The sequence below is a fragment of the Acinetobacter sp. V2 genome, from assembly GCF_001188385.1.
GTDB lineage: Bacteria > Pseudomonadota > Gammaproteobacteria > Pseudomonadales > Moraxellaceae > Acinetobacter > Acinetobacter oleivorans.
The window spans coordinates 65,225-80,896 of the sequence record NZ_JZFB01000001.1 but is presented as its reverse complement, the minus strand read 5'-3'; the positions used below and the strand labels follow the sequence as shown (position 1 = coordinate 80,896).

Genomic DNA, 15,672 nt, shown 5'->3' with positions numbered 1-15,672 from the left:
CCTGCAATATTACCGACACTAAAGAAAAAACCACCCAAAATCACCAGAAACGCCAGTAAATAACCACTACCCGGTAATGCTTTATTAGCAATGTCTGATGCACGCATTTGAGTAAGTGTGACCACTCGCCAAATATTTTGTTGAACTACATAATCAATCAGAATGGAAACTAAAATTGCAAAGCCGAATGCTGCACCTAACTTGACTGTAAATACAGCAGTTTGGGTTAAAAATCCTGGCCCCATTGCAGAGGTCGCCATCATAAAGATTGAGGCTACAATGGCCCATTGGCGATCTGATAAAAAAGAAGATTTCAGTAAAGACATATTAATGCGTTCCTCATCCATTTGAGCTTAACAACGCTATTTTCAGGTTGAACCAAGAACATCATTTTTCCCAAACAATATTCTTTAATCCTTTAAAATGACAAAGATTCCCTGTTCCCCAATCAGCACAATCGGTGATCAAATCTTGTATCTAAAATAAAAACATAGCTAAACCCTACGGACAATAAGACTTTTTACATAAAATTAAAAACTCAAGCACTTGATTTTAAAAGGTTTATGTTTTATTAAAAAAGCAGGATAAGTTTTACTTATTGAATGAGATAAGCTGCTTTTATGACTTTACACGCAAGCAGCCTATTTAAAATAAGAAAAAATATTTTATGAGAAATAAAGGTATCGCTTATTTTTGGATTTTCTCATTGAGGCTTTTCATGGCACTTTCCGACACCCTAACGGCAACTTCGGTTAGTTTTTCTTTCAAAGCAACATCATTTCCTTGAATGTAGATTGAGGTGAAATGAAACGTCTTTAACTGAATGGGTGTATTTAATATTTCTAGTCGTCCGTCGGTAATTTCTTTTAGCGCCGTTAAGGTCGGCACCACAGCAATACCTAGGCCCTGCTCGGCTAAACGCAATAAAGTCGCTAATGAATAACTGGTAATTGAAAGTGGTTCATCAATTCCTTGTTCTTTCATTCTGGCTTTCAATTCTTTATAGGGATAGGTAATTTTTGGGTAAGTTAAAATGGTATGTGACATTAAAGTTTTAAAAGACATTTGAGCTACACCGCCTTTAAATGAAGGTGAAGCCAAGAAACTTAATTCAAAATCACACAATGCCTGTTCAATACATTCAAAAGCCAACGTTGGTCCAAGCAAAAAAGCCATGTCCAAGTCACCTGTTCGAACACCCTCTTGTAAGTTAGGTGTCAGGTCTACCACAATTTCCACTGAAATTTTTGGGAACTCTTGTTGAACCTTTTCTATATATTCGACCAACCACGTATACACAATGGTTTCGGAAACGCCTAAACGAATGGTGCCAGTTAGATGCTGATTTTCGGTCAGTTCAGCCACCAGATCTGTTTCTAGGCGCATAAATTTTTCGGCGTACTTAAATAAAGTTAAGCCTTTATGAGTCGGTTTAAACTGCCGATAGTTTCGATCTAAAACTTTAAAGCCTAATTCATTTTCAAGAGATGTGATTTTTTGAGATACCGCAGGCTGGGTAGTTTGCAATTTAGTCGCAGCCTTATTGAAGCTATTTAAAGTCACAACCCAATAAAATGCTTCAAGATTCTTTAAATTCACGTTTCATCCTGTCTTAAAAATTCCTTTACTTTTATAGTATGGGAGTTCTTAGCGTGATTAGGCTAGCCATTTATTCATTTTTATTTGAATCGATTTACATCTTTATCATTAATATCAAGCTCTGTTCTAATCAACTATTGCACCAGCGGTCATGTTTACCACGGTTGCTGTCATTGAGTTCGCATGTTCCGATGCTAGAAAAGCAACGGTTTCTGCAACTTGTGAAAGTGTCGGTAATCGCTTTAGCATAGTACCCTGAGCAGCACCTTCAAGCCATTGTCCTATGCTGAGTCCCATTGCCTGTGCTTTAGACTCAAATAATTCACGCGTGTAAGAACCAGCTTGAACAGCATCAACAATTGCATGTGAGCGGACACCCAGTACTCGTATATTCTTAAGCCCTAACTCACTGGCAAGTGCTTTAATAAAAGCTTCGATTCCGGCACAGCCCACAATATGCCCAAGGTGTCCCGGTATTGCCATCCGAGCTGAAGGTGCCACAATAGAAATAATTGTTCCGTTACGCTCACCGCCCATATAAGGAACCACAGCTTTAGAAATATTAAACTGAGCTGTAAGAAATGGATTTATTCCCCCGACGAATTCCTCAAAGTTTAATTCCAAAATTTCTTTGCCTTGGTTATGGATAAAACTAGTCGCATTGATGACTAAATCTAGTCCACCTGTATCTTGAACAATTTGAGCCACGGTACTATTGATTGACTGACTGTCTAGCACATCAACGCTGGCCGTATGAACCACGCCCCCAAGTTGATGTAGTTGTGCTGCAATATTTTGAAGTTTATTTAAATCTCTTGCACACAAATAGACACGTGCACCTTCACGAATAAAGACCTTCGCAATTGCAGTGCCAATTGCTCCACTGCCTCCAAAAATGACAGCCACTTTTCCCTTAAGCAACATTGCGGCATCCTCTTGTTATTATGTGCCATCATTAAGTTATGTCACACAATCAAGAGTGATGCAATTTTATACAGTTTAGAGTTTGTATGAGCTTATCTAACTTTGACAAAAATAATATCTAAATCTCGCTTTGGTACAAACTTGGTTTTAGTCATTTGAAATTGAGTTGGGCTAATCTTTTTGACCTGTCCATCCCAACAAAATGAAACCAGTTCGTCTTTATCGCGTTCAATGGTTAACTTAAAGTTTTCAATCGGCTTTGCCCAATTTGCACCCGTCGTCAAAATATAGCCTAGCGCACTAAACGGCGAATTTTCTGAACTGGCTTTTTTTAAGCCCTGCTTAAATTGTTTATCCATACAAAATTGCTGGTTATATTCGTCTGGATAGAGAGCAACTGAACCACCCACCAAAGGTTTATATTCATGCTGAATTTTAGTCAAACAATTGGCTTTAAAGGTCTGTTTCCAACTGTAGATCACTTGAGATGACCACGGAATCACATCATCTTTTTTAAAATTGGCTAAAATTTTCTGTATTTGTGGCTTATTACACTTCTTTAACTTATCTACATAGTACTCATAATCATAGTTATTACGTAGCCACGGATTAAGCATGTCTTTTTCACTAAAACCGCACTGCTTAAACTCATCCGTTGCATCAATCAGAGGTGATTTCTCATCTTTTTGGATAAACGTTCGCACGTGCATTTCTGGTTTAATATTTTTACCATCCACCACAATCTTAAAACTTTTTAAAAGCTCTTCAGTATGAGCAAAGTCAGACTCAAAGAAATTATCAATGCGTGGTAGCGGAAATAAAATCGTTTCAGTGACGTCTTTATTGCTTAGGTTTTTATAGAGATAATCGACTTTAATTCGTTTTTTACTAATAAATAGATCTTCGCTTTGCATGGCAATCTGCGAATTTTTGAGATATTGAATCCCACCTGTACCAACGTAACCCGTAGAATCATTGGCTAAGCCATAGGTCGATAGTTGAACCAAAACAGCAAAGGTTATTGCAAGCTTTTTCATTTTAAAGTGCTCTATATCATTTTCTAATTATGAAATGTCTATCTGCAATAAAGTATAAGCTAGACCTAGTCTAAACCGTTTTTAATTAAGCGCTTTTAGAAGCCACTCCAGACATCATAAGTTCAATCGCTGCTTTACTGTATTGTTTAAGAAATTTTGAGTCTTGATTCGCCAATAAAAATTGCAAGGCACCCGCAATAATCATTCCTACAACTGCGTGTCCTGTCATTTTTGTATCTAAGTCAGATTTTAAATAACCTCGATCTATTCCATTTTGTAGATAGTTTGCCGTAAAAAGTCCACCTACTTGCAGAAGGTTACTAATTTGAGCATTCATCTCTTTATCGATAGAAGTAGCTTCTAATAAAATTAAACGGAGTGTATTCGGATTTTCTATCGCAAACTCTTGAAACTTTGAAGAAATCCTTTCGCATTGAATAATATAATCATCAAGTGTAGATACTGCATTAGGTGCATTTTCATCAGCTAATAAAGCAGTAATTTTTAACATGGTATCGCTAATTACATTATCAAGAATATCCCTTTTATTCTCAAAATGACGATAAAAAGTTCCATGCCCTATCCCTAACCTTTTTGCAATGTCAGAAATCGCAGTTTGATGATAACCGCGTTCAGAAAATTCAAGAAAGGCAGCTTCAATAATTTCTGCTTGTAATTGAAGGCGTTGGCGTTCAGCACGCGAGAGAGTTGTTTGATTATTCATATCAAAAATTTTATCAGAACTTTATGGAAAAAACGATAGAACGTTAAAATCAAAAATTGACACTTCATTCCGTTGGTGACATTATATTCCGAACTGGTGTTTTTTTGACTAAGAAAAGGAACAAAAATGAGCAAGAAACCAGCTTTTTCGAACAAGGTTATTGTGATTACAGGTGGCGGACGTGGCATAGGATTAGCCACAGCATTCGCTTTCAGGAAATTGGGTGCAAAGGTTGCTATAGGAGATATTGATTTAGAATTAGCAAAACAAGCTGCTTTTAAAGTTCAAGGTTATGGAGGTTACCTTGATGTACGCTTACAAAAATCGTTTCATGAATTTGTAGAGCAAGTAGAAAAAGAATTAGGTCCTATAGATATTCTTATAAATAATGCCGGCATCATGCCTATGGGTGCCATGATTGAAGAAACTCAAGCCATTACGGATGCGCAAATCGATATTAATTTACGAGGTGTGATTCATGGCATGAAAGCAGTTTTACCTAAAATGCTTGAGCGTCAAACTGGTCATATTGTGAATGTTGCATCTTTAGCTGGTAAATACCCTATTCCCGGAGCAAGCATTTATTGTGCGACCAAATTTGCTGTAGTGGGTTTAACCTCGGCGATGCAACAAGAATTAAGAGATACACCTATTGGTGTTTCCGCAGTTTTACCTTCAAAAGTGACCACAGAATTATCATCGGGTACAGGAGATGGATTACCCATTCCCACGGTTGAACCTCAAGATGTAGCTGATGCAATTATCAAAGCTGTTGAACATAAAATTTCTGAAATTGCTGTGCCTAATTACCTGACCCACACACCTAAAGCATATGGCCTCATTCCATTCTGGCTTAATACTGGTTTTCGCAAATTAATTGGTGATGACCGTATTTTAAAAGGATTAGACCAAAACGACAGAAAATCTTATATCCAACGCCTAAATCAACTCGCTCAACAAAAATAAGGATAAATACTATGAATCAATTTGAAAAATTCCAAGTCGTTGTTATTGGTGCTGGTTTTGCAGGTATTGGTGCTGCAATTAAACTAAAGGAAGCTGGTTTTACTGATCTTGTCGTATTAGAAAAAGCAAATGAAATTGGTGGCGTGTGGAGAGCAAATACTTATCCAGGCTGTGCATGTGATGTACCTTCTGCTTTATATTCGTACTCATTTGCACCCAACCCAAAATGGAGTCGTGTATTTGCACAGCAACAAGAAATTAAAGAATATATTCAAGATGTAGCTAAAAAATTTGATGTCGAGAAGTATGTCCGCTTCGGGTATGAGATGCTTGAAAGTGCTTGGGACTCTCAAGCTAAACATTGGGTTATAAAAACAAATCAAGGACCTATTTATGCCAAGTTTGTGATTATGGCTGGCGGTCCAATGCATGAGCCAGTACTTCCAAAAATTGAGGGTATAAAAACGTTTAAAGGCATTAGTTTCCACTCTGCTGAATGGAACCACAGTTTTGATTTAACTGGAAAAAAGGTAGCAGTTATTGGTGCAGGTGCTTCAGCAATTCAATTTGTACCAGAAATACAGTCTAAAGTTGAAAAGCTTGTTTTGTTTCAACGTACACCTCAATGGGTTCTCCCAAAGATGGACCAAAGTCTGCCAAAACTAACACATACCTTATTTAAACTTATTCCGATTACGCAACGACTTATTCGATATGGAGTATACGGCATTTTTGAATCTCTTAATTCAAGCATGCATCACCCTAAACTTATCGAGCAAATTGAAAAATTAGCAAAATGGAATATTAAATTAGGAGTGAAAGATCCTGTTCTACGTGAACAACTCACACCCAACTTTACTATCGGCTGTAAACGAATTTTACAGTCAAATCAATGGTATCCGGCATTAGCTCAGCCGAATGTAAATGTGTTGCCTTGTGGAGTAAAAGAAATTGTTGGAAACACTCTAATTGCAAGTGACGGTACAAAACATGAAGTCGATGCCATTATTTTTGGTACAGGATTTGAAGTCAGTAACCCACCAATTGCAAAAAAAATCCGAAATAAAAATGGGAAAACTATGGATGAAGTATGGCAAGGAAGTGCTAAAGGTTATTTGGGAACAGTTGTAGAGAGTTGTCCAAATGCCTTTGTCATGTTTGGACCGAATATTGCGGTTAGCTCATCGGCTCTCATCATTATTGAGGCTCAACTGGCCTATATCATTGACACACTTAAAAAAGTCCGTAAAGACGAGATTGCAACCATCGAAATTCGTAAAGAAGTTTTAGATAAATATAACGATGAAGTACAAGCCGCATTGAAAAATACGGTTTGGAATACGGGTGGGTGTCGTAGTTATTTCATTGACCAAAACGGGCGCAACAGTACTTTATGGCCATGGACCACATTTGAAATGAGATCACGTTTGGCTAAATGTAATCTTGAAGATTATATAGTCTCATTTAAAAGCAATTCTCAATTTAATAGCAATCAAAAAGCAAGCTAAAAACTGGGAAAGGAAAATATCATGGAACAGAATATATTTGATCAAATATCTGAATCTTTAGTAAAAACTAGTTTACGAGTAAGTTTCAAACTAGCTAGCGGCCTACCTTTGCCATTGCCTATTTTACGGGGTGCAATGGAAGTAGGCTCAACAATTTTTAAACCTAGAACTGATGTAAAAATAAATAAAATCAAAATTAAAGATTCTCAAAACTTTAATGAGATTAAGGCCGAAGTTGCAACACCCAATACACCAGTTCAAGGAGTATTACTACATTGTCATGGAGGCGCTTTTTTCGCTGGTTCCTCAAGAACACATAGAGCGTTATCTTCTGAGTTTGCAGCAAGAGCGAATGTAAAAGTTTATATGCTTGATTATCGACGTGCTCCTGAACATCCCTATCCTGCTGCATTAGATGATGTTAAATCTTTTTATCAATATTTAATAAATGAAGGCTGGAAGGCTGACCAGATTTTTCTTGGAGGAGATTCGGGTGGATGTGCCTTAGCTTTAGCTTTGGCAATTGAACTTCGAGATCGCGAGCAGAAGCTGCCAGCCGGAATAATTATGATATCGCCATATGTTGATATCACACTAAGTTCGCCTTCTATACATAATAATATTGACCGCGACCCTATGATAAAAAGCTATGCATTAAAACGTGGTGGTGAAGGTTACCATGGAAAATTTAAAGCAAATGATCCACGTATCTCTCCACTTTTTGCCAATCTTAAAAATCTTCCACCTTTATTAATTCAAGCAGGTAGTGAAGAAATTTTAGTTGATGACGCAATTAAGCTGGCTAAGCGTGCGCAAGAGTTCGATATCACCACAGAACTCTCTATCTATGAAAATATGTGGCATAACTTTCAAATGTTTAATCGCTTTATTAAAAAGTCAGATCAAGCTTTAGATGAGATTGGTCATTTCATTAATAAAATATTAGCCAACACAAAAATTCATTAAATTGCTTATTTCTATTTTAAAACGGTTCTTTAAAATTAATTAAAACTCAGTTTTTGCTTCGTCATCTTTTTAGGCACACTGATTTTTCCAATAAAGTTCGTTAGCCATAAAATGCACTCGTCACGGTGTTCAAAGTGAGGAATCAAACTGAGGTCAACTTTTATATCTCTATCTGCTAAAGGCAAACTCAAGCAATATTCAAAATCGATCGATTTATATTTCAACCTCAGGTTTTTTTCTTCGGCCTGCTTTTTTATTTCCGCCATAATGCGGTTAAGGTTAACAATCAAATTATTTGAAACTTGGTTGTTCTCATAGACATTTTCATAGACGTTTTCAGCAACGTCTATATATTTTATAAGCTCTGCATTTTCATTCATATCATTCATCTCTCTTTTTTTAAAGATTATGAACAGCTAAATGTTTAATTGCGTTACTTGGCACGTTACTTGTGTGAAAAGTGTATATTTCTCTTTATTAAAAAATACAGCTAAAATATTGTTATCTATAAAAATTAGTTAATCCTGAGTATATTTATATACATTTAATATTCTCGAAAATACGCTTTTACTCAAAAAAGAGAAGTTAACTCAGTCTTGATTTATGAGTAAAAAAAACCGCCCCAGAAGGCGGTCGCTGAACTTTAAAACCAGCAGTATATAGAAGCAAGGTGGACGTTCACTTCTATATTCTTTTATGAAGGAGTTTTATTAGTTTTAATAAAATCCTCAGATTTGAAATAATTGATAATCATGTCTGCATGCTCTTCTTTTACAGGAGCAACAGTCACAGGAAACGCATCTTTCGACATTTTAAAACCTGGTGGTAAAAATTGTGAAATTGGCGGTAATTTAGGTTTTCCCCCTTCAGTGATTCGCTCGATAAAACCAGCTAACCAAAGGAGATATTCACCTTCATTTGCGAACTTAGGCATTACACTCAAATCAATCTGGACCTTGCACTCACTTAACGGTTTCGTTAAGTTTTCTTCAAAGTCTATATAGTTGTATTTGAGCTTAAACTCCGTTCCTTTGATGGCTTTTCGAATCTGACTAATTAAACAGTTAAGGTTCTGAGTAATGTCATCAGTGAATAAGCTATCTTTTTTAATATTTTTATAAACCTTTTCGGCTACAGCTAGATACTTTGGCATTAACCTCTCTCTCCGTACTATTGTTATAAAGTGCTGATCTATGAATGTTTTCTGACTTTGATTATGCTTAAAGTAATGTAATTAAAGGTAGCCTTATTGGAGTTGTTTGTAAGTAGTTGACTACTTATGTAATTCGCACCAAATAAATACCGAAAAAAATTATGGTTTTGATAACTCATCCGCAAAATGAATGGTTGAATAGAGATAATTAGAAATATTTACTTTCATATTATTTTTTATCATTTGGTAAAATTAATATGTTTTCATTTGCTTATCACGTCGAACTAAACCAAGAACAGCTCGACGCACTCGTATCTCTTCTTCAGAAAAAGGTAACTGTTCAATGAGTTCCTGAATTGAAAGAAAGTTATTTTCGATCAAGAAGCAGTCTTGCTCTGTGGTCCAAGTGGAAGTTGTTGATTGAGTTGGTTTTAAATAACGTTTCATATTTCCTAGCAGATTTGCCTGCACATATAAAAAGCCTGCCTTTAGAGCAAGCTTAGATTTTACTTTGATCATTATTATAGCAGTTTATAGATCATATGTTCAGTTGATCTTGTAGCCGATCATAACCTCTTACAAGCAGGTTTTAGAAAGTACAAACATATAGAATTTTATTTAGTAAATTTAGTTAAAAGTGCAAGAACCAAGAAGACCGCTAAGATAATAAAAACAATAAGCATAATTAAACTCTAATAAAAGTATTGTGAAAATTATAAAGAATGAAATCAAAAAGCCCACAAACAGTGGGCTTTCTAATGGTTATTTTGCGGCATTTACCCCAACAATAAACTGACTGCAATGAGAACCTTCAGATGCATTACCTAATTGCTTTTCAGAGAATTTAAATTTGGATGCAACTGACTCATAATCTTGTTTAAGGCTTTGGCCTGTTAGCTCACCAAGTTCTTTCACTTGTTTTGGTTTCAAGATACCATGTTCAACCGCTTGATTTACTATGACACAGGCTGTAGTCATTGCGTCATAACGTGCAGCAGTTTTAGAGTAACCTAGAGCGCCTATTACACCGCCAACAATTAAGCCAATAATTACCGCTAAAGTTACGTGCATTTTATTCATTTTTTAAATACCTAAAAATCTAACTAAAAGAGGAACACTTTAAGATGTTGTGTTCAAGCCCAATCAAGATAGCGGTATTTACATGATATAAAAAGTTAGATTCTGTCACATTTATTGATAGGTTTAGATACATATAAACCATTAAGGTAAAAACGGCTTTGTTAGAAATACAAATCCCACGGAGAAAAAAGCATTATCGTGATGAGACATTTGATTACCATAACTTGCATCTAATTGCACATGGTCCTTATAGATCATGTATTTAAAACCTGTTTGATAAAAGCAGTTATTTCGGTCATTACCATATACTTCGGCTGTGAGCGTTAATGGGTTAGCAAGTTGTGTTTCAGTTCCAATTCCCCACGTGGTCTGGTTTCTATGCGTAGCATTTTCACGCAGCCAACCAATATTGGTATGGATTAAAAATTTATCATCCAATGTAGAAACACTTAATGGAACATTAACCGTCCAATCTTTTTTTGAAGAATCTTTGGTATTGATTTGAGTGCCAAAAGAAAAGCCGACTCCCCAATCATTAGTTTCTAAGGGTTTTAATAAGGTTTTACCTTGAAAAGTTGCATAACTGACGTGCTCAGCATCATCGTTTACTCTTCCCATCCCTACCGAAAATTCAAAATTTCCACCAAAATTACAGGCTGGCGTTGCCCAATATTCTTTGCTGTCAGGGTTATGCTGCATCCATGTTTCTAGTTGGCAAGTTTTTGGAGAAACAAGAGCAGCATCGTCAACAACCATTGGTCGTCCACAATGGCTAGCGTTAGATAATGCGAGTAAACAGAAACCAGAAATAAGTGAGCGTTTCTTTAAAGTAAATAACACTGGCATCACCCCCATAAGTTATGGAGCACATGCAAGTACTGCAACCCGTCATGAATAAATCATGGGTTCATAATAGAAATGAAAAGATGAAAATAAAAAAACCTCTTCTTGCATCCACAAAAAGAGGTCTGAAAGGACTTCAGTGGATACTTAGACTATTACCGATCGACTATTGTCACTCGAGCAAGTACTCACATTGAAGCTCCTAAAAATTAGTTGGACGGATTCTAAAATTACCTTTGTTAAATATCAAGTTAAAATTTAGTGACAATCTAAGCGATAGGCTGATCTTTGGAACAAAGACTTAAAATGATTTTGAGCTTTTTGATTTTTAAATAATTTTCGATATTTGCTAAGAATAAAAGATTTTAAAATTAAGACATTCGGTTATGTATAATATATCCACCAACTAAACCAATAAAGCACCCCAGCAATACATCTATAAATCTGGTAAAGGCTATTGAATACAAATCAAAATGAGCACTCTCTAAAATTAAAGTATTCGCTTCGGCTTGTAAAATAGTTAAAAGGGTAATAAAAATAACGGCTAATGCATAATTCCTTGTAATAAAATATTCAACAATAAACATTAACAACATCACAGCTATAGCAATGCCCCATCCATTTAATAGTTGAGACAATATTAAAACTGTAACCCCTCCACCAATCATTGTACCAAGTACACGATGTAAAATTTTACTAAAAACATCTCTAAAATTAGTCTGTTGTAATACGATCAAACAGCTTACAGAAACCCAATAATAATTTTTTAACTCAAATATTTTAGAAAAAAAGACTGCTATACCGACAAATAAAGCAATAATAATAGATTCACTAATTACATAGCTAAAATCATAATTAAAAGAAGGTGTAGATAATTTTTCTTTCTTTTTGTGCAACATACATACGCTATAAATCATAGCTAAAAAGCTTGCAAATAGTGCACCCAAAAACATCATTCCCACATTAAATGGAATTTGTGAAATCGCTATATTCGAGTTTGTGCCAACACTTAATGCAATAATAAAGAATAATCCACTAGGTGGACCTACTCTAAAAAATCGGCATATCACCAAAATAGCAAATGTCATCAGAGAAAAAACAATAAATAAAGGCAACTCTAATGAGTGACTCAGTAAACCGACTAAATAGCTAAAACTAATGCCCACTGTTGCACAGGTCATTGTTAAAAAACGGTAGTGTAAAGGTGTATTATTCGGCGTATATAGAAATATCATTCCCCCCAAACTTGAGATCAAACCGTATTCAATATGTCCAAAATATATAGCCAAAAAAATTGGCAAACTTGTTGCTAAGGCTGCTGTTAAAGGAAGTTCCCAAGTCCGATCACTTTTTTGTAGTAAAAATAATCCTATTAATTCTTGTTTTAATATTTTGATAAATCTACTCATCATTATTACCAAATAAAATTAAGTAAGGTATATGCGGAATGTTGAGTTAAAAGCTGTTCCACTAACTTAACTAGAGGAACAGCCCTTTTTTAATTACTTTCTTTAACCCACAAATCAGCCTGATAGTCTTTTACAATATCAACAAAACTCTCAGGTAATAAGTTTCTAAATAACTTCACCTCACCCGACACAACTTTTACAATACGCTCAATAAGTTCCTCAGGACTATACTGTTCTAAAGGAAATTTGAAGTTGTCTTCAGTCAACTGGGTAAAGTTTTTCTTTGGATCGTACCATTTTTTCATTTCTAGCATTTGAGCATCATTGAAGCCAGTGTCGTAAGGCCCAGGATTAACGACCGTCACCTTAATATTGTAGTCTTTGAGTTCCTCACTCAAGACTTCTGCCATTGCCTCTATGGCATGTTTTGTTGCGCAGTACGGACCTGTTAATGCTTTTGTGATTAACCCTGCAACAGATGAAATAAAAATGATCTGTCCAGCAATATTAGATTTCACCATATTTTGAATAATGCTTTGCGTTAAAGCTAAAGCTGAGAAAACATTGACCTCAAAGTTTCTTTTAAAATGTTCCATTGGTATTTCTGCTAATGGACCAGTTTCTGCGATACCTGCATTATTAATCAGTACATCGACATTCCAAGTGGCTGCCCTTTCTCGATCTTGTGCATTCGAAATATCTAGCTTTTCAACTGTTAAATTAACATTTTGCTTTACTGCGAATTCTTTTAAGCTTTCTATTTCAGATACGGCGTAAACTGAAGCAATTACCTGATTACCTGCCTTAGCAAGCGCAATTGCCATTAATTTTCCTAATCCAGTTCCAGCACCAGTTACTAATACTTTTTTCATTGCGTAAACCCTACATTTTTTAGAAAATATTCTGAACACATTTGTGCCATTTCTTTATCTTGTTCTGCTGTTCCACCAGAGACACCTATACTTCCTATAAACTCTCCAGCCTGATTTAGAAGTGGCACACCACCAGCGATTGTACTTAGGCCTCCGTTGCTAAACTCTATAGACCAAATGGGCATATTCGGTTGTGATAGCTGTCCAAGCTCTTGAGTTTCTGTCCGAAATAAGCACGCTGTTTTAGCTTTCATCAAAGCAAGGTCAATTGACCCTAGCATTGAATGATCCATTCTTTGGAAAGCAAGTAAATTTGCAGATTCATCATAGATTGCAAAACAAAAGCTGAGTTGCTGTTGACTGGCTAAATCTACTGCGAATGAAATCATTTTCTTTGCCCAAATATGTTTCATAAAAATTTACCTTCCCATCGAATACTCTTCTTGATTCATAAAAATAGTATTTGAATAAGTAAGTTCATAATAGTAGCTTTGAAGTTCAAACAGCTTGAAGCCAGGGTTCAAAATGGATCATTACAAACGTATGGTTATTTTTACTAAAGTAGTGGAACAAGGATCGATGAGTGGTGCGGCAAGAATTCTCAATATGTCCCCATCTGCTGTAAGTCAACAAATTCGATATTTAGAAAAAATTAGTGGAATTACCTTAATACATCGCTCAACAAGAAAATTATCTTTAACCGAAATTGGACAGCGATATTATTTTTATTGCAAACAAGTTGCTCAAGCAGCAGAAAATGCTCAAGCATTATTAGATACCGAAAAAAAAGAACCTTTTGGAGAGTTACGAATTTCAGCACCAGTCGGTTTATCTAATTATTTTATAGAAAGCTTAAAAGACTGGTCTCAGGCTCTACCACACCTTAATTTAAACATTCAGGTTCAAGATCAATATATCGATTTGATTACAGAACGGATTGATTTGGCTATACGTGTTGGGGAAATGCCAAGCTCTTCATTTATTGCTCACAAAATCTCTGAAATGCATATGAAACTGTATGCTTCCCCTGCTTGGGTAGAAAAACATGGAACGCCCACTCATCCTAATGAGTTAGGTGATGAAAACTGGCTACATTTACAATATGCAACTAACGATACGATGATTCAAAAATATTTTTTTCATGAATCAACTTACACAAGTTACTATGCGGAAATTAAGCCCAAGTACCTGACCAACAATACTTTAATTCTTCATAAAATGTGTGAACAAGGCTATGGTGTTTGTTGTTTAAGTACATTTGAAGCGGAACAAGCATTATCAGAGGGTAAACTCGTTAAAGTACTCGATGACTGGAATGTTGGAACCATGAACATATGGGCAGTTACTACGCAGAAAAATACGAAATCAGCAAAAGTGACTCAGGCCATTGAATATATAAAGAGAAAACTCAAGCCAATCCAACCTTAACTTTTTTCAAAAGACATATAATTCAATAGCCTTGCTTAAAAGTATTTTTCAGTCTTAAAGAAAGCCGTATGGAAATATACGACTTTTGTTAAGAATAAATATTGGACTAAAAAACACTAGTTATTCTTATTTAAAATTCTTTTACTTCGCTTTTTTTTGCTTGGCACAGACATAGGAACAGCTACCTTACCCGTACCGAACCCGCGAAAAAAATAATTAATGATATATAGAAATAAAAGACCAAAATAAAAAATAGGAAATATACTAAATACAGTTATGATGATTTCCCATATCATCACTCCCACTCTGTATTTATACCCAAGTACTATAAGCCCACCTCTACGTCGGGGTCTCTGCTGAGTAATATCATCCTCAATAAAGTGAAAAATTCCGATAATAAAACATAGGGCAAATAAACTTGAGACTAATGTCTTTTTGATTAAAGGTTTCTCTAACCAAAGGTATTTTTTTGAAGATTCAAATTCGGCTTTAAAAAATATTTTATAAATTTCTTCTTGATAAGATTTATTAACCCCATATTTTTTAATAAAAAAATAGCAGATAACACAACCAACAAAGAACATGACTATGGTTATATAAAGGCTATAAAGAATCGTAAAAAACGGTAATGGGCCTTTCGTACCAACAGTCACATGCATAGTTTGTGTGATGTATTGATATAGCTCGTACTGCCATTCATTTTTAGGATAAGCAGGAAATACAAATAAAGGAATAATAAAAAGAATAGAACATATAGCTATATTTCCTTTGTTCTCCTTACTTTTCAATGTAATAGTAGACAGAAAGTTTTTAGAGGCCATATCTATATCTTACAATTTGGAATCATGTGCTTAGCTTTATAAAACTCGTCAAAAGCCTTCATGTCACCTAACCATGGAGATATAATTTCTAGATAACGTTGATTGATATTTTTTGATGCCAATAGCCTTGGTGAAGAATAATTTTTTTGCTGAATTTTTTGATTATATTGTTGTACAAACATAAGCTTTAAACATAGTCCACGAATGCCCTTATTACCAAAATATGAATAGTCTACATATTTATTTAAGACATCTTTCATTTCTTTATGTTCACCATTCCAAGTGTAAAATGAACTTAATCCATTCAGATCGTTAATGTATATCTCATCATTAATTGAATTT

17 protein-coding genes and 2 pseudogenes are annotated in these 15,672 nt (G+C 35.2%); 4 read left to right on the top strand and 15 right to left on the bottom strand.

Going from position 1 to position 15,672, the window contains the following annotated elements; all coding sequences use genetic code 11:
• The 5 genes and pseudogenes from UC75_RS19400 to UC75_RS00380 form a co-directional block, all read right to left on the bottom strand.
• Nucleotides 1-347 (bottom strand): annotated as a pseudogene (locus tag UC75_RS19400) (hypothetical protein); the annotation flags it as partial.
• Between the two features lie 340 nt (nucleotides 348-687).
• Complete coding sequence (gene mumR / locus UC75_RS00395) at nucleotides 688-1,599, bottom strand: LysR family transcriptional regulator MumR (RefSeq protein WP_005303905.1); 912 nt, start codon at nucleotides 1,597-1,599, stop codon at nucleotides 688-690.
• A 126-nt stretch (nucleotides 1,600-1,725) separates the two neighbouring features.
• Nucleotides 1,726-2,523 (bottom strand): SDR family NAD(P)-dependent oxidoreductase, encoded by a 798-nt coding sequence (locus UC75_RS00390; RefSeq protein WP_049836320.1) that lies wholly within the window; start codon nucleotides 2,521-2,523, stop codon nucleotides 1,726-1,728.
• Nucleotides 2,524-2,615: 92 nt separating this feature from the next.
• A complete protein-coding gene (locus UC75_RS00385) occupies nucleotides 2,616-3,560 on the bottom strand; it encodes a DUF4424 family protein (protein WP_049836319.1) in 945 nt (314 codons plus the stop codon).
• Between the two features lie 85 nt (nucleotides 3,561-3,645).
• On the bottom strand, nucleotides 3,646-4,284 hold the full coding sequence (locus UC75_RS00380; protein ID WP_049836318.1) for a TetR/AcrR family transcriptional regulator: 639 nt from the start codon (nucleotides 4,282-4,284) through the stop codon (nucleotides 3,646-3,648).
• Between the two features lie 126 nt (nucleotides 4,285-4,410).
• On the opposite strand from UC75_RS00380, the gene UC75_RS00375 reads away from it, so the two are divergent.
• Genes UC75_RS00375 through UC75_RS00365 form a run of 3 tightly spaced genes read left to right on the top strand, consistent with a single transcriptional unit; the run spans nucleotide 4,411 to nucleotide 7,724 of the window.
• On the top strand, nucleotides 4,411-5,250 hold the full coding sequence (locus tag UC75_RS00375; protein ID WP_049836317.1) for an SDR family oxidoreductase: 840 nt from the start codon (nucleotides 4,411-4,413) through the stop codon (nucleotides 5,248-5,250).
• A gap of 11 nt (nucleotides 5,251-5,261) precedes the next feature.
• On the top strand, nucleotides 5,262-6,758 hold the full coding sequence (locus UC75_RS00370) for a flavin-containing monooxygenase (protein WP_049836316.1): 1,497 nt from the start codon (nucleotides 5,262-5,264) through the stop codon (nucleotides 6,756-6,758).
• A 21-nt stretch (nucleotides 6,759-6,779) separates the two neighbouring features.
• Nucleotides 6,780-7,724 carry an alpha/beta hydrolase gene (locus UC75_RS00365; RefSeq protein ID WP_049836315.1) on the top strand — a complete coding sequence of 315 codons (945 nt, stop codon included), beginning with the start codon at nucleotides 6,780-6,782 and terminating at the stop codon, nucleotides 7,722-7,724.
• A 35-nt stretch (nucleotides 7,725-7,759) separates the two neighbouring features.
• Here UC75_RS00365 and UC75_RS00360 read toward each other — a convergent pair whose 3' ends face one another.
• The 8 genes from UC75_RS00360 to UC75_RS00320 all read right to left on the bottom strand — a co-directional run bounded on the left by UC75_RS00360 (nucleotide 7,760) and on the right by UC75_RS00320 (nucleotide 13,494).
• A complete protein-coding gene (locus tag UC75_RS00360) occupies nucleotides 7,760-8,104 on the bottom strand; it encodes a hypothetical protein (RefSeq protein WP_049837320.1) in 345 nt (114 codons plus the stop codon).
• A gap of 314 nt (nucleotides 8,105-8,418) precedes the next feature.
• Entirely contained in the window at nucleotides 8,419-8,877 is a 459-nt protein-coding gene (locus UC75_RS00355) for a hypothetical protein (protein WP_049836314.1), read from the bottom strand.
• 252 nt (nucleotides 8,878-9,129) lie between these two features.
• Nucleotides 9,130-9,324 carry a hypothetical protein gene (locus UC75_RS00350; protein ID WP_034591023.1) on the bottom strand — a complete coding sequence of 65 codons (195 nt, stop codon included), beginning with the start codon at nucleotides 9,322-9,324 and terminating at the stop codon, nucleotides 9,130-9,132.
• A 315-nt stretch (nucleotides 9,325-9,639) separates the two neighbouring features.
• Nucleotides 9,640-9,957 carry a hypothetical protein gene (locus UC75_RS00345; RefSeq protein WP_049836313.1) on the bottom strand — a complete coding sequence of 106 codons (318 nt, stop codon included), beginning with the start codon at nucleotides 9,955-9,957 and terminating at the stop codon, nucleotides 9,640-9,642.
• 141 nt (nucleotides 9,958-10,098) lie between these two features.
• Nucleotides 10,099-10,803 carry a hypothetical protein gene (locus tag UC75_RS00340; protein WP_049836312.1) on the bottom strand — a complete coding sequence of 235 codons (705 nt, stop codon included), beginning with the start codon at nucleotides 10,801-10,803 and terminating at the stop codon, nucleotides 10,099-10,101.
• Nucleotides 10,804-11,171: 368 nt separating this feature from the next.
• Nucleotides 11,172-12,209: an FUSC family protein gene (locus UC75_RS00330; RefSeq protein ID WP_049836311.1), complete on the bottom strand. Its 1,038-nt coding sequence runs from the start codon at nucleotides 12,207-12,209 to the stop codon at nucleotides 11,172-11,174.
• 89 nt (nucleotides 12,210-12,298) lie between these two features.
• Nucleotides 12,299-13,081: an SDR family oxidoreductase gene (locus UC75_RS00325; protein ID WP_049836310.1), complete on the bottom strand. Its 783-nt coding sequence runs from the start codon at nucleotides 13,079-13,081 to the stop codon at nucleotides 12,299-12,301.
• Entirely contained in the window at nucleotides 13,078-13,494 is a 417-nt protein-coding gene (locus UC75_RS00320) for a GlcG/HbpS family heme-binding protein (RefSeq protein WP_049836309.1), read from the bottom strand. The genes UC75_RS00325 and UC75_RS00320 overlap by 4 nt, the downstream gene beginning before the upstream one ends.
• A 112-nt stretch (nucleotides 13,495-13,606) precedes the next feature.
• On the opposite strand from UC75_RS00320, the gene UC75_RS00315 reads away from it, so the two are divergent.
• Nucleotides 13,607-14,509 (top strand): LysR family transcriptional regulator, encoded by a 903-nt coding sequence (locus UC75_RS00315; protein ID WP_049836308.1) that lies wholly within the window; start codon nucleotides 13,607-13,609, stop codon nucleotides 14,507-14,509.
• Between the two features lie 116 nt (nucleotides 14,510-14,625).
• Here UC75_RS00315 and UC75_RS00310 read toward each other — a convergent pair whose 3' ends face one another.
• Both UC75_RS00310 and UC75_RS19395 read right to left on the bottom strand, forming a co-directional pair.
• Nucleotides 14,626-15,330 carry a hypothetical protein gene (locus UC75_RS00310; protein ID WP_049836307.1) on the bottom strand — a complete coding sequence of 235 codons (705 nt, stop codon included), beginning with the start codon at nucleotides 15,328-15,330 and terminating at the stop codon, nucleotides 14,626-14,628.
• 2 nt (nucleotides 15,331-15,332) lie between these two features.
• Nucleotides 15,333-15,672, bottom strand: a pseudogene (locus UC75_RS19395) (hypothetical protein); the annotation flags it as partial.

Excerpts from the sequence above, each read along its gene's own strand:
- UC75_RS00390 (WP_049836320.1), bottom strand. The coding sequence starts at position 2,523 with ATGTTGCTTAAGGGAAAAGTGGCTGTCATTTTTGGAGGCAGTGGAGCA.
- UC75_RS00385 (WP_049836319.1), bottom strand. The coding sequence starts at position 3,560 with ATGAAAAAGCTTGCAATAACCTTTGCTGTTTTGGTTCAACTATCGACC.
- UC75_RS00380 (WP_049836318.1), bottom strand. The coding sequence starts at position 4,284 with ATGAATAATCAAACAACTCTCTCGCGTGCTGAACGCCAACGCCTTCAA.
- UC75_RS00375 (WP_049836317.1), top strand. The coding sequence starts at position 4,411 with ATGAGCAAGAAACCAGCTTTTTCGAACAAGGTTATTGTGATTACAGGT.
- UC75_RS00370 (WP_049836316.1), top strand. The coding sequence starts at position 5,262 with ATGAATCAATTTGAAAAATTCCAAGTCGTTGTTATTGGTGCTGGTTTT.
- UC75_RS00365 (WP_049836315.1), top strand. The coding sequence starts at position 6,780 with ATGGAACAGAATATATTTGATCAAATATCTGAATCTTTAGTAAAAACT.
- UC75_RS00360 (WP_049837320.1), bottom strand. The coding sequence starts at position 8,104 with ATGAATGAAAATGCAGAGCTTATAAAATATATAGACGTTGCTGAAAAC.
- UC75_RS00355 (WP_049836314.1), bottom strand. The coding sequence starts at position 8,877 with ATGCCAAAGTATCTAGCTGTAGCCGAAAAGGTTTATAAAAATATTAAA.
- UC75_RS00350 (WP_034591023.1), bottom strand. The coding sequence starts at position 9,324 with ATGAAACGTTATTTAAAACCAACTCAATCAACAACTTCCACTTGGACC.
- UC75_RS00345 (WP_049836313.1), bottom strand. The coding sequence starts at position 9,957 with ATGAATAAAATGCACGTAACTTTAGCGGTAATTATTGGCTTAATTGTT.
- UC75_RS00340 (WP_049836312.1), bottom strand. The coding sequence starts at position 10,803 with ATGCCAGTGTTATTTACTTTAAAGAAACGCTCACTTATTTCTGGTTTC.
- UC75_RS00330 (WP_049836311.1), bottom strand. The coding sequence starts at position 12,209 with ATGAGTAGATTTATCAAAATATTAAAACAAGAATTAATAGGATTATTT.
- UC75_RS00325 (WP_049836310.1), bottom strand. The coding sequence starts at position 13,081 with ATGAAAAAAGTATTAGTAACTGGTGCTGGAACTGGATTAGGAAAATTA.
- UC75_RS00320 (WP_049836309.1), bottom strand. The coding sequence starts at position 13,494 with ATGAAACATATTTGGGCAAAGAAAATGATTTCATTCGCAGTAGATTTA.
- UC75_RS00315 (WP_049836308.1), top strand. The coding sequence starts at position 13,607 with ATGGATCATTACAAACGTATGGTTATTTTTACTAAAGTAGTGGAACAA.
- UC75_RS00310 (WP_049836307.1), bottom strand. The coding sequence starts at position 15,330 with ATGGCCTCTAAAAACTTTCTGTCTACTATTACATTGAAAAGTAAGGAG.